Origin of the sequence: Streptomyces zaehneri, assembly GCF_032248645.1 — a bacterium.
Lineage (GTDB): Bacteria > Actinomycetota > Actinomycetes > Streptomycetales > Streptomycetaceae > Streptomyces > Streptomyces coriariae.
Genome location: NZ_JASTTJ010000022.1, coordinates 90,352 through 102,417, shown reverse-complemented (window position 1 = coordinate 102,417; position 12,066 = coordinate 90,352). Strand labels below are relative to the sequence as shown.

Annotated in this window: 11 protein-coding genes; 4 read left to right on the top strand and 7 right to left on the bottom strand. The window is 73.0% G+C overall.

Annotated features, from left to right (window positions below; genetic code table 11):
- Positions 1 to 170: 170 nt before the first annotated feature.
- On the top strand, positions 171 to 1,358 hold the full coding sequence (locus QQM72_RS30655) for a D-alanyl-D-alanine carboxypeptidase family protein (RefSeq protein ID WP_314224087.1): 1,188 nt from the start codon (positions 171 to 173) through the stop codon (positions 1,356 to 1,358).
- Between the two features lie 287 nt (positions 1,359 to 1,645).
- Here QQM72_RS30655 and QQM72_RS30650 read toward each other — a convergent pair whose 3' ends face one another.
- The 4 genes from QQM72_RS30650 to QQM72_RS30635 form a co-directional block, all read right to left on the bottom strand.
- On the bottom strand, positions 1,646 to 2,470 hold the full coding sequence (locus QQM72_RS30650) for an SDR family oxidoreductase (protein ID WP_314224086.1): 825 nt from the start codon (positions 2,468 to 2,470) through the stop codon (positions 1,646 to 1,648).
- A gap of 247 nt (positions 2,471 to 2,717) precedes the next feature.
- Positions 2,718 to 3,704 (bottom strand): small ribosomal subunit Rsm22 family protein, encoded by a 987-nt coding sequence (locus tag QQM72_RS30645; RefSeq protein WP_314224085.1) that lies wholly within the window; start codon positions 3,702 to 3,704, stop codon positions 2,718 to 2,720.
- A gap of 32 nt (positions 3,705 to 3,736) precedes the next feature.
- Entirely contained in the window at positions 3,737 to 4,903 is a 1,167-nt protein-coding gene (locus QQM72_RS30640) for a serine hydrolase domain-containing protein (RefSeq protein ID WP_314224084.1), read from the bottom strand.
- Positions 4,858 to 6,201: a multidrug effflux MFS transporter gene (locus QQM72_RS30635; RefSeq protein WP_314224083.1), complete on the bottom strand. Its 1,344-nt coding sequence runs from the start codon at positions 6,199 to 6,201 to the stop codon at positions 4,858 to 4,860. Before QQM72_RS30635 ends, QQM72_RS30640 begins: the two co-directional genes overlap by 46 nt.
- Before the next feature lie 87 nt (positions 6,202 to 6,288).
- Here QQM72_RS30635 and QQM72_RS30630 point away from each other — a divergent pair, with 87 nt between their 5' ends.
- The 3 genes from QQM72_RS30630 to QQM72_RS30620 all read left to right on the top strand — a co-directional run bounded on the left by QQM72_RS30630 (position 6,289) and on the right by QQM72_RS30620 (position 8,836).
- A complete protein-coding gene (locus tag QQM72_RS30630; RefSeq protein WP_314224082.1) occupies positions 6,289 to 7,290 on the top strand; it encodes a Gfo/Idh/MocA family protein in 1,002 nt (333 codons plus the stop codon).
- A gap of 45 nt (positions 7,291 to 7,335) precedes the next feature.
- Entirely contained in the window at positions 7,336 to 7,968 is a 633-nt protein-coding gene (locus tag QQM72_RS30625) for a TetR/AcrR family transcriptional regulator (protein WP_314224081.1), read from the top strand.
- 130 nt (positions 7,969 to 8,098) lie between these two features.
- On the top strand, positions 8,099 to 8,836 hold the full coding sequence (locus tag QQM72_RS30620) for a bifunctional DNA primase/polymerase (RefSeq protein ID WP_314224080.1): 738 nt from the start codon (positions 8,099 to 8,101) through the stop codon (positions 8,834 to 8,836).
- Between the two features lie 100 nt (positions 8,837 to 8,936).
- On the opposite strand, the gene QQM72_RS30615 is transcribed toward QQM72_RS30620, so the two are convergent.
- Genes QQM72_RS30615 through efeB form a run of 3 tightly spaced genes read right to left on the bottom strand, consistent with a single transcriptional unit; the run spans position 8,937 to position 12,054 of the window.
- On the bottom strand, positions 8,937 to 9,962 hold the full coding sequence (locus QQM72_RS30615; protein ID WP_314224079.1) for a hypothetical protein: 1,026 nt from the start codon (positions 9,960 to 9,962) through the stop codon (positions 8,937 to 8,939).
- Complete coding sequence (gene efeU / locus QQM72_RS30610; RefSeq protein WP_314224078.1) at positions 9,901 to 10,794, bottom strand: iron uptake transporter permease EfeU; 894 nt, start codon at positions 10,792 to 10,794, stop codon at positions 9,901 to 9,903. The genes QQM72_RS30615 and efeU overlap by 62 nt, the downstream gene beginning before the upstream one ends.
- Positions 10,795 to 10,797: 3 nt before the next feature.
- A complete protein-coding gene (efeB, locus tag QQM72_RS30605; protein WP_314224077.1) occupies positions 10,798 to 12,054 on the bottom strand; it encodes an iron uptake transporter deferrochelatase/peroxidase subunit in 1,257 nt (418 codons plus the stop codon).
- Positions 12,055 to 12,066 lie beyond the last annotated feature (12 nt).

Genomic DNA, 12,066 nt, shown 5'->3' with positions numbered 1-12,066 from the left:
GAAACCTTTGAGTCATCCTGAGTAAAGGATGTGTAAGGACTGAGAATGCGGGGCGTCGGATCAGAATTCCTTGAGACAGCTGATTCCTAGGCTGTGGAGGGGCTTTTCCCAGGTGGCAGCGGTTGGCTGGGGATTTCCTTTTTCCTCGAATCCCCTTGTACGGTCCCGCAGTGCACGCATTCTCGCGCCCCTCTCCGCGCCTGTCCCGGCGTTCCCTGCTGGCCCTCGCGGCCACCGCGCCGCTGACCGCCGCACCGCTCACGGCGACACCGGCCACGGCCGCCTCCGACGTGGTGGTCGGCGGCGCGCGGCTCGTCGCCGACGGCGTTCAGGTGAACGGGGGCGGCGCCCTGCCGGGGAAGCTCACCGCCCGGGCCTGGCTGCTCGCAGACCAGGACAGCGGCGAGGTGCTCGCCTCCTACCGCGCGCATCTGCGGGTCGCGCCCGCCTCCACGCTGAAGATGCTGTTCGCGGACACCCTGCTGGACCGGTTCGAGCGCACCGAGCGCTACCGGGTGACCGACGCGGACCTGGCCGGCATTCCGTCGGGCTCCAGCCTCGTCGGCGTCAAGGCCGGGATCACCTACACCGTCGAGCAGTTGTGGCAGGGCGTGTTCCTGCGCTCGGGCAACGACGCCGTGCAGGTGCTCGCCCGGATGAACGGCGGGGTCGCGAAGACGGTCGCCGAGATGCAGGCGAGGGCGGTCGACCTGCAGGCGCTCGACACCCGTGTCGTCAGCCCCGACGGCTACGACCACGACGGTCAGCTGTCCTCCGCCTACGACCTCGCCCTCTTCGCCCGGCACGGGCTGCGCGACGCCGACTTCCGCGCCTACTGCGGCACCAGGGCCGCCGAGTTCCCGGGCGGCGGCGGGAAGACCTTCCGGATCGAGAACACCGACCGGTTGCTGTCGGGCACCTACGGGGTGACGCCGTACCCGGGCATGATCGGCGTGAAGAACGGCTTCACCAGCAACGCCGGCAACACCTTCACCGGCGCCGCGACCCGCGCGGGGCGCACGCTCGTCGTCACCGTGCTGCATCCGAAGAGCGGCCACAACGCGGTCTACGAGGAGGCGGCGGCGCTGCTCGACTGGGGCTTCGCGCAAGGGAGTTCGGCGCGGGCGGTGGGGACGCTGGTCGAGGCGCTGAGCGAGGGCGGCACCAGGGCGAGCGGGTCGTCCGCGGGGAAGGCGCCGCATGCCGGGTCGGAGGCCTCGGCGGCGGACGGCGCGGGCCCGGAAGGCTGGGGCGCGCTCGGCGGGGCCGCGGGGGCGGTGGCGCTGCTGGCGGGCGGGGCGTACGCGCTGCGCCGGCGCCGGTCCCGCGGTTCCGCCGAGGCGGCGCCGCCGAGTTGATGGTGCGGCAGCCGTCCCACGGCGCCGGTGCGTACCTCGCGGTCCCGGCGAGGTCCACCCCCACCCGGTGCCCTGGGACGGCTGCCCCTCCCCCTCGGTGTGGCCTGTGGTGGTGCGGGGCGGAACTGTCGTACATCAAGTGTGAAGTTCTCGTGTAGAAGAGTTGAGCATAGGGCCGCCACCGGCCGCAATGGTACGGACGGAGAAACTCCGCTTGTGCAGGTTGAGGAGTTGACGACCTGTGGTCGGCCGGCGCGCCGACCGCGGCCCGTCCCCGGCGGGCGTCCTCAGCCCCGTCCCACGTACGGCATCGCCGTCGCCAGCACCGTCGCGAACTGCACGTTCGCCTCCAGCGGCAGTTCCGCCATGTGCCGCACCGTGCGCGCCACGTCGGCGACGTCCATCACCGGTTCCGGCGCGGTCTCGCCGCTCGCCTGCAACGCGCCCGTCCGCATCCGCGCCGTCATGTCGGTGGCCGCGTTGCCGATGTCGATCTGGCCGACCGCGATGCCGTACGCCCGGCCGTCCAGCGAAAGGGACTTCGTCAGGCCGGTGAGGGCGTGCTTGGTCGCCGTGTAGGGCGCCGACAGCGGGCGGGGTGTGTGCGCCGAGACGGACCCGTTGTTGATGATCCGGCCGCCCCGCGGATCCTGCTCCTTCATCTGCCGGTACGCCCCCTGCGCGCACAGGAACGCCCCGTTGAGGTTGGTGTCCACCACGTGCCGCCAGGCGTCGTAGGGGAGTTCCTCGAACGGCACGCCGCCGGGCCCGAAGGTGCCGGCGTTGTTGAACAGCAGGTCCAGCCGTCCGAAGCGGTCCCGCACGGCGTCGAAGAGGGCCGCCACCTCCTCCGGGCGTGAGACGTCCGTCCGTACGGCGAGATGCGCGCCCTCGGGCACCAGCGCGGCCGTCGCCTCCAGGGTCTCCGCGCGCCGCCCGGCCAGCGCCACCGACCAGCCCGCGCGCAGCAGTTCCACGGACACCGCCCGTCCGATCCCGGAACCGGCGCCGGTGACGATCGCGATCTTCGTCCGTCCGGCGGACCGTCCGGCGGCCCCGGTGGCCTGGGTGTTCTCGGCGGTCTCGGGGTTCTGAGGGTTCTCGGGGTTCATGGCCCCGCAGCGTACGGGCCCGGCGGTACAGCTCCACCACCGTGCCCTCGCAGGCCTCCATGGACTCCTGCGACGGCTGCCCGCCTCCCGCGAGCGGATCCTGGCCGGCGCGCAGGCCGCCGGCGTCGAGAACCTGATGGTCCTCTCGGCGACGTCCACGTGCACTACGGCTTCGGCATCGAGAAGGACCTCGCCGGCCAGGGGCTCAAGCCCGCCAGAGCCGACTGAGCCGCCTGCGCCACCACGCTCACGGGGCCGGCGGCCAGGCGTCGCCCCAGTCGGCGTCCCGGGCCGCCCGGTACAGGTCGCCGTGCTTCTTCGTCACCGTCGTACGGCTCAGCCGCTCCTCGGCCTCGCACAGGTCCAGGAGCACCTGGCCCTTGCGGATCTGCGGCCGCCGGACCACCCGGGAGGAGACGGGGGAGACGGGGAAACGGGCGGCCGCGACATAGCTGAACTTCTCGTCCTCGTAGGGCAGCGAACCGCCCTTGACCTGCCGGTGCAGGGAGGAGCGGCTGACCCGCGCCGAGAAGTGGCACCAGTCCGTGCCGGGCACGATCGGACAGGCCGCGCTGTGCGGGCAGGGCGCGGCGACCCGGAACCCGGCGGCGATCAGCCGGTCGCGGGCCTCGATCACCCGGGCGTAACCGTCCGGGGTGCCCGGCTCGACGATCACCACGGCCTGCGCGGCCGACGCGGCGGCGTCCACCAGCACGGCCCGGTCGGGGGCGGCCAGCTCGTTGAGGACGTAGGAGACGGTGACCAGGTCCGTGGGGTCCAGGGCGAGGGCCGTGCCGATGCGGGCGCGCTGCCAGCGGGCGTCGCGCAGCGCCGGGTTCGCCGCGGCGACCTCGCGGCCGAGGGCCAGGGCGGGCTCCGCCCAGTCGAGCACGGTCACCGGGCGCGTGCCGTCCCAGGTGGAACTCACCGCCCAGGTCGCCGCGCCCGTGCCGCCGCCGATGTCCACATGACCGGCCGGCGACCACCGCGGCACGGCGTCCGCGAACGCCTCCAGCGCCGACCGCACCGCCTCGAAGGTCGCCGGCATCCGGTACGCGGCGTACGCGACCACGTCCGCCCGGTCGCGCAGGATGGGGGCGTCGGTGGGGGTCGCGCCCCGGTAGTTGGCGATGAGCCGCTCGACGGCCTGTCCGGCCTGCTTGGGCGGCAGCCCGTCGAGCAGGTCCGTCAGGGCGCCGCGGAGGGTCTCGGAAACGGATACGGAGACGTTCACCCCCGGATTTTCTCAGGTCCGGGCCACTGCCCTCACCGCACCGCCATCGCCAACCGCGTCCCCACCAGAGCCCGCGGCCCGCTGTCCGGCGCCCGTCGCCTCGGATGCACCGTGTTCGCCAGCAGCACCACGAACGTGTCCGTCGCCGGATCCAGCACCAGCGAGGTCCCGGTGAACCCCGTGTGCCCCGCCGCGCCCTCGCCCGCCAGCTCGCCCATGAACCACGACTGGTCCACCGCGAAGCCCAGCCCCGGCGGGGTCAGCAGGAGTTCCACGAAGTCGGGGCCCAGGATCCGGGCGGGACCGTACGAACCGCCCGACAGCAGGGTGCGGCAGAACACCGCGAGGTCGTGGCCCGTGGAGAACAGCCCCGCGTGACCGGCCACCCCGCCCAGCGCCCAGGCGTTCTCGTCGTGCACCAAGCCCCGCAGCATCCCCCGGTCCGCCTTCGCCCACGGCCGCCGCTGGTCCTCGGTCGCCGCCGCGCCGGGGCACGGACCGAAGTCGGTCGAGGTCATGCCCAGCGGGCGGGTGATCCCCTCCCGCACGAGGACGTCGAGGGTGCGGCCGGTCAGGCGCTCCAGGAGCTGCTGGAGCAGCAGCATGTTCAGGTCCGAGTACAGGTACGTGCCCGGTGCGCCGACCGGCGTCTCCGCGCGTAGCAGCGCCCACCGCCGGGTGTCGTCCGCGCACTCGTACAGGGGCAGCTCGGGGCGCAGCCCGGACGTGTGGGTGAGGAGCTGGCGGACGGTGATGCCGTGGGCGGCGGCCGCGTGGAAGTCGGGCAGATAGGCGCCCACCCGGGCGTCGATGCCGAGGGTGCCGCGCTCGATCTGCTGCACCGCCGCGACCGAGGTGAACAGCTTGGTGAGGGACGCCAGGTCGAAAGGGGTGTCGACGGTCGTCGGGATCCGCGCCCCGGCCGGGAGCTCCACCCCCGCGTCGGCCGCCGGGTCGTACGCCGAGTACCGCACCGCCCAGCCCACCGCCTCCCGCACGGCGATCACCGGGCCGCGCCCGGCGACCACGACGGCGCCCGCCGCCCAGGGCCGGTCGCCGGTGGTGAGGTCCACGACGTCGCGGACGAGGAGCCGCGTCTCCGCCGGGTCGAGCCCGGCCCGTTCCGGTGTGTCGACGCGCAGTCTCGGTGCGCTCAGCTCACTGCTCCTTCCGCGCCCGTCTTCGTCCAGGGACGGCACATTCCCACGAAGCAGGCCACCGCCACCAGTGCGGCAGCCAACTGGACTACGGCCATCGGGACGGCCGTGTGCTCCCCGGCGATCCCGACGAGCGGCGAGGCGATCGCGCCGATGAGGAAGGAGGACGTACCGAGGAGCGCGGAGGCGGAACCGGCGGAGTGCCGGACCCGCAGCAGTGCGAGGGTCTGCGCGTTGGGCAGCGTGACGCCCATCGCGGACATCAGGACGAACAGCGCGGCGGCCACCGGAGCCAGCCCGACCTCGCCGAACACACCCGTCGTCATCAGCAGCAGGGCGGTCGCGGCCAGCACGATCACCCCGAGACCGACGGCCAGGACCCGGTCCAGCCGGACCCGGCCCACCAGCACCCTGCCGTTGACCTGGCCGATCAGCACCAGTCCGACCGAGTTCACGCCGAACAGCAGGCCGAACGTCTGCGGGGAGGCGCCGTAGATCTCCTGGACCACGAACGGTGAGGCGCTGATGTAGGCGAACAGGGCGGCGAAGGTGAAACCGCCCGTGAGCATGTACCCGGTGAAGGGCAGGTCGCCGAGGAGCCGGCGCATCGAGCGCAGGGCCTCGCCGACGCCGCCCGCGTGGCGCTCGGCGGCGGGCAGCGTCTCCGGCAGCCGGGTCCACACCGGCACGGCCAGCAGCAGCCCCACCACCGTGAGGAGCGCGAACACGCCACGCCAGTCCGTGCCCCGCAGGATCTGCGCGCCGATCAGCGGCGCCACGACCGGGGCGACCCCGGAGATCAGCATCAGGGTGGAGAAGAACCGGGCCATCGCCATGCCGTCGTACAGATCGCGTACGACGGCCCGCGCGATCACGATCCCGGCCGCGCCCGCGAGCCCCTGCAGCAGCCGGCAGGCGACCAGCAGTTCGACGGTGGGCGCCAGGGCGCACAGGGCGGTCGCCACGACGTAGACGACGAGTCCGGCCAGCAGCGGGCGCCTGCGCCCCCACCGGTCGCTCATCGGGCCGACCACCAGCTGCCCCAGCGCCATGCCGGCCAGGCACGCGGTCAGCGTGAGCTGCACGGTCGCGGCGGGCGCGTGCAGGGAGCGGGTCACCTCCGGCAGCGCCGGGAGGTACATGTCCATCGAGAGCGGGGGAGTGGCGGTCAGCCCGCCCAGCACGAGGGTGACGAGCAGCCCCGTCCGGCGCCGGGCGGGGCGCGCCGGCCCCGCTCCACGGCCCTTGCTCGTGCTCGTGCCCCGGTCCGTGCTCGTGCTCGTGCCCCGGTCCGTCCCGGCCTCCGGTGCCGCGCCAGGCGTGGCCCCACCCTCCGGCATCCGGCCGCCCCTCCCTCTCCGACGTCTGTGCGACCTATGCTCTCAGCTCGAACACACTGCTGGGACGGCACGAGGACGGGGCAGGGTATGACGACGGACACGGTGCGGTGGGGCATCCTGGCGACCGGCGGGATCGCCGCCGCGTTCACGGCGGATCTGATCGACCTGCCCGACGCCGAGGTCGTCGCGGTCGCCTCGCGCTCCGAGGTCTCCGCGAAGGCGTTCGCCGACCGGTTCGGCATACCCCGGGCCTACGGCGACTGGGCCGCGCTGGCCGCCGACGAGGACATCGATGTCGTCTACGTCGCCACCCCGCACGCCGCCCACCGCACCGCCGCCGGACTCTGCCTGGCGGCCGGGCGGAACGTGCTGTGCGAGAAGGCGTTCACGCTGAACCTGCGCGAGGCCGAGGAACTGGTCGCGCTGGCCAGGGAGCACGACCGCTTCCTCATGGAAGCCATGTGGATGTACTGCAACCCGGTGATCCGCCGCCTCAAGGCCCTCGTCGACGACGGCGCGATCGGCGAGGTCCGCACCGTCCAGGCCGACTTCGGCCTCGAAGGCCCCTTCCCGCCCTCGCACCGGCTGCGTGACCCCGCCCAGGGCGGCGGCGCCCTCCTCGACCTCGGCGTCTATCCGGTCTCCTTCGCCCACCTCCTGCTCGGCGCGCCCTCGGGCATCGCCGCCCAGGCCGTCCTGTCCGCCGAGGGCGTCGACCTGCAGACGGCGCTGGCCCTGTCCTGGGACTCCGGCGCGCTCGCCGCCCTGCACTGCTCCTTGGCCGGCGGTACGGGCACCACCGCCTCCGTCACCGGCTCACGCGGCCGGATCGACATCCCGTCCGGCTTCTTCCACCCCGACCGCCTCGTGCTGCACCGCGACGGGCGTGACCCCGAGGAGTTCGCAGCCGACCCGGCCGACGGACCCCGCACGACGTTCCGGCACGAGGCCCGCGAGGTCATGCGTGCGCTGCGGGCCGGCGAGACCGAGTCCCCGCTGGTCCCGCTCGACGGCAGCCTCGCCGTCATGCGGACCCTCGACACGGTCCGCGAGCGGATCGGCGTGCGGTACCCCGGCGAGGACGCGTGACCGTTCGCGAGACGTCCCGTCTCACCCGCTTGGTACCGTCGACCCATGGTCACCCAGTCCGGTAAGCCGGCCCCCGACACCACCCGCCGCAGCGAGCGGTCCCGGCGCGCCATCTACGACGCGGCGCTCGCCCTCGTCGCGGAGACCGGCTACGCCAGGACCACGATCGAGGGCATCGCCGCCCGCGCGGGCGTCGGCAAGCAGACCATCTACCGCTGGTGGGGGTCGAAGGCCGACGTCCTGCTGGAGGCCTTCCTCGACCTCAGCGAACAGGCGGCGCGGGACGCGGGGGCCTCGGCGCAGGAGCCGTACGTCATCCCCGACACCGGCGACCTGGCCGCCGACATCAAGGCCGTCCTGCGGGCGACCGTCGACCAGCTCACGGACCCCAGGTTCGAGGCGCCCTCCCGGGCCCTGGCCGCCGAGGGCGTGGTCAACGAACAGGTCGGCCGCGAGTTCACGGCCAAGCTGATGGAACCGTCCATCCGGCTGTACGTCGACCGGCTGCGCGCCGCGCAGGAGGCCGGCCAGGTCCGCGCCGACCTCGACCCGCGCATCGCCCTGGAGTTCTTCATCTCCCCGCTCGCCCAGCGCTGGCTCCAGTACACGGGCCCGATCTCCTACGAGTACACGGACGCCCTCGTCGACTACGCGCTCCACGGTCTCGCGCCCCGGTGAGCATGCCGCACATGGGTCACTCTGACCCCACCCGTCCCAACTGCCCCGATTCACGGCTACGGCCCCCCGATGCGCAGGATGGTGGGACCATGAGGCATGCTGTCCGCACCACAGCGAGGCGAGGGGACAGATGAGCGCGGAGTTCGGCGGCCGGACCGGCCTGTGGGGCAAGATCTCGGAGTGGCTGCGTACGAGCGGCCCGGCGGAGGCCGCCGACGACGGCGACCGTGAGGCCCTGCTGCTGGCGGCCGCCGGAGCGGGCCTCCCGCTCGCGCCCGCCGCCCACCCGGCCCCCGGCTACGGCTGCTCCTGCGACCGGGTCGGCTGTCCGACCCCCGCCCGGCACCCGGTGTCCTTCGCCTGGCAGACGCAGTCCACGACCGACCGCGCGCAGATCGAGCGCTGGGCCCGCCACCAGCCGCAGGCCAACTTCATCACCGCCACCGGCATGACGCACGACGTCCTCGACGTGCCGCTGGAGGCGGGCCGGCAGGCCCTGGAGCGGCTGCTCGACACCGGCGTCGAGGTCGGCCCGGTCGCCGAGAGCGACGACGGCCGCATGCTGTTCTTCACCCTCACCCGCGGCACCCCCGAGGACGAGGACGAGTGGTGGCCGTGCGCCCTGGACTGCCACCCCGAGACCATGGACGAGCACCCCGGCCTGCGCTGGCACTGCCGTGGCTCCTACGTCCTGGTACCGCCCGCCCGGCTCCCCGGCGACGACGGCCGTCGCGTGCACTGGCTGCGCGGACCCGAGCACGCGCTGCCCGACCCGCTGACCCTCCTCGAGACCCTCACGGACGCCTGCGCCCGCCACGCCGGCCAGGAGCCCGACCACGCGAACACGGCCTGGCCCTCCCGCCACTGACGGCGCCCCGAAAGGGGCGCGGGGAACTGCGCGACCGGCCACGACGCACCCGCAGGTGCCGACGCACCCGCTGGTGGCTCACCATGCGGCCCGCGGAGCGCTACGCGCCCTTCGCCGCCGTCAGGCCCTCCAGACGGCTGAGCATCGACACCTTGCCGTTCCCCGCGCCCTTCGTGGGGGCCAGGGCGACGTCGTTGGCGACGAACTCCATCGTCAGGGACTGCTTGATCTCACCGGTCGTCAGCGCGGCCACGTTCTTGTTCGGGGTGGGCACCGCGGCGCCCGCCGCTGCCGTCTGCTTCATGTAGTGGTGCGTGGTGAAGAAGACCAGCGCCCCGCCGTCCGCGGTGCGCAGCGCCAGCGGCGCGTAGTCGCCGCCGGTCAGCGGCTGGTCGATGTACTGCGTGGCCAGGCCCGGCCTGGTGGCGTTCTTCGCCCGGGTCGAGCGCAGCACATCGGTGTACGCGCCGTTCGTGAAGGCGCCCTTGCCGCTCTGCAGGTACGCCGCGTAGTCCTTGCTCAGGTCCTCGGGCGCGACGGCCAGTTCGGCGGAGTCGGCGGGTACGGCCTCGGCGTGGCCGTCCTTGCCCGCCCGCTTGAACTCCGGTACCGAGCCCGGCGCCACCAGCGTCAGATAGGTCGCCTGCCACGGCTCCGCCCGCTCGCCCCGGCTGAACACCATCAGCCAGCGTGAGTCGCCGCCCTTGTTGCCCTTCGCGTCGGCGACGAACCAGCGCGGCCAGCCCGCCTTCTCGACGATCGTGTACTTCACGTCCGACAGCACCAGCGGTGTGTGCTGCGGGTTGCCGTCCGGATTGTTGACGCGGCCCGCCTTCAGCCGCGCCTCGTCGATGACCCCGAGGGCACCGGTGGTGTAGTCGGCGTCCAGGGAACTGTCGTACGCCGCGTCGGCCTTGTTGTAGGCGGAGGTGAACTGCTCGACCGCCTTCACGGCCTCGGTCTTCGTGGCGGCCGGGAGCAGTTCGAGCTCCCCGTGGACCACCACGCAGCCGCTCGCCGTGAGCGAGACGGCGGTGAGCGACGCCGCTAGGAGTGCGTACCGCTCACGTGCGCGGAGCCTTCGACTGCGCGGAACCCCGGTCGTCAGGCTGCGTTCCCTGCTCATCAGGCGACTTCACCTTCCCCTTCCCGGAGGCGAACCCTACCGGTGCGAGGAACAGCGCGAGCGTCGGGACCAGGTACAGCAGCCACACCGTGACCTGGAGGACCGTCGGGTCGGGCTGGAAGTTGAACACGCCCTTCAGCAGCGTGCCGTACCAGCTGTCCGGCGGGATGGTGCCGGAGATGTCGAAGGCCAGGCTGTTCAGGCCCGGGACCAGGTCGGCCTCCTGGAGGTCGTGGACGCCGTACGCCAGCACGCCCGCGGCCACCACGACGAGCATGCCACCCGTCCAGGTGAAGAACTTGGCGAGGTTGATCTTCAGCGCCCCGCGGTAGAACAGCCAGCCGAGCAGGACGGCCGTCGCCAGGCCCAGGGCCACGCCGATCAGCGGGCGCGGGGTGCCGTCGCCGGCCGCGTGCACCGACGCCCACACGAACAGGGCGGTCTCCAGGCCCTCCCGGCCGACCGCGAGGAAGGCGGTGGCGACCAGGGCGCCGGTGCCCATCGCGAGGGCCGCGTCCAGCTTGCCGTGCAGCTCCGACTTCAGATGCCGGGCGGTGCGCCGCATCCAGAACACCATCCAGGTCACCAGGCCGACCGCGAGGATCGACAGGGAGCCGCCGAGCGCCTCCTGCGCCTGGAACGTCAGTTCCTGGGAGCCGAATTCGAGGACGCAGCCGAAGCCGAGCGCGAGCGCGACCGCGACGCCGATGCCGATCCAGATCGGCTTGAGGGCGTCCCTGCGGTCCGTCTTCACCAGGTAGGCGATGAGGATGCAGACGACGAGGCTGGCCTCCAGGCCCTCGCGCAGTCCGATCAGGTAGTTGGAGAACACGGCTCAGGCCTCCTTGGAGAACAGCGTCCGGCCCCACCAGTCGTCCTTGTCGCGGACGCCCGGCGGGACGGCGAAGACGGCCGAACCCACGTGCTGGATGTACTCGTTGAGTGCGTCGGTCGCGAGGTTGCGCTGGACGCGGACGAACCCCTCGCGCACGTCACGCTGGTAGGCGAGGAAGAACAGACCGGCCTCCAGCCGGCCGAGGCCGTCGGTGCCGTCGGTGAAGGAGTAGCCGCGGCGCAGGAGCGTCGAGCCGTGGTTGGAGTCCGGGTGCGCGAGCCGGACGTGCGCGTCGGGTTTCATCGCCTTCAGGAACGGCTCGTCGCGCTCCTTGGCCTTGCCGACCGGAGCGCCCTCGCCCTTGTCGCGGCCGAAGATGTCCTCCTGCTCCTGGAGCGAGGTGCGGTCCCAGGTCTCGATGTGCATCCGGATCCGGCGGGCGACGAGATAGGAACCGCCCACCATCCAGGCCGAGTTCTCGTTGACGTCCTTCTCGCCGACCCAGACGAACTTCTCCAGCCGGTCGGTCTCGGTGCCCGCGATGTTGCGGGTGCCGTCCTTGAAGCCCATCAGGTTGCGCGGGGTCTGCGCGTCGGGCGTCGTGGACGAGGTCTTGCCGAAGCCGAGCTGCGACCAGCGGATGACGACCTTGCCCATGCCGAGCCGGGCCAGGTTGCGGATCGCGTGCACGGCGACCTGCGGATCGTCCGCGCAGGCCTGGATGCACAGGTCGCCGTTGCTGCGTGCCGCGTCGAGCGCGTCCCCGGCGAACGTGGGCAGGTCGATCAGGGCGTCGGGCCGCCGGTCGGCGAGGCCGAGCTTCTTGAACAGGGACGGCCCGAAGCCGACCGTCAGGGTCAGCCGGGACGGCTTGAGCCCCAGGGCCTCGCCGGTGTCGTCCGGCGGCGCCTCGGCGAGACCGCCGAACGCGCCCTCGCCGACCGCCTTCCCGGCCGTCATCCGGCGGGCCGCCTGCGTCCAGTCCTTCAGCAGCTGGACGAACTCGGCGCGGTCCGTGGTCGTCACGTCGAACGCGGCGAAGTGCAGCCGGTCCTGCACGGGCGTGGCGATGCCCGCCTGGTACGCGCCGTGGAAGCCGACCGCGGCGCCCGCCTCGGCGGCCGCCGGATCCACGTCGTCGCCGGTGCGGGTCATCGCGACCGCGCCGCCGGCCGCGGCGGCGCCGAGCGCGAGCCCGGCACCGCCCCATCCGATCAGCGACCGCCGGGACGGCACGCTGCCCTGGGTCTCGGTCATGTCCTGGCCCTC

Coding starts and splice junctions, on each gene's coding strand:
- QQM72_RS30650 (WP_314224086.1), bottom strand. CDS start 2,470: ATGAACCCCGAGAACCCTCAGAACCCCGAGACCGCCGAGAACACCCAG.
- QQM72_RS30635 (WP_314224083.1), bottom strand. CDS start 6,201: ATGCCGGAGGGTGGGGCCACGCCTGGCGCGGCACCGGAGGCCGGGACG.
- QQM72_RS30630 (WP_314224082.1), top strand. CDS start 6,289: ATGACGACGGACACGGTGCGGTGGGGCATCCTGGCGACCGGCGGGATC.
- QQM72_RS30625 (WP_314224081.1), top strand. CDS start 7,336: ATGGTCACCCAGTCCGGTAAGCCGGCCCCCGACACCACCCGCCGCAGC.
- QQM72_RS30620 (WP_314224080.1), top strand. CDS start 8,099: ATGAGCGCGGAGTTCGGCGGCCGGACCGGCCTGTGGGGCAAGATCTCG.
- QQM72_RS30615 (WP_314224079.1), bottom strand. CDS start 9,962: ATGAGCAGGGAACGCAGCCTGACGACCGGGGTTCCGCGCAGTCGAAGG.
- efeB (WP_314224077.1), bottom strand. CDS start 12,054: ATGACCGAGACCCAGGGCAGCGTGCCGTCCCGGCGGTCGCTGATCGGA.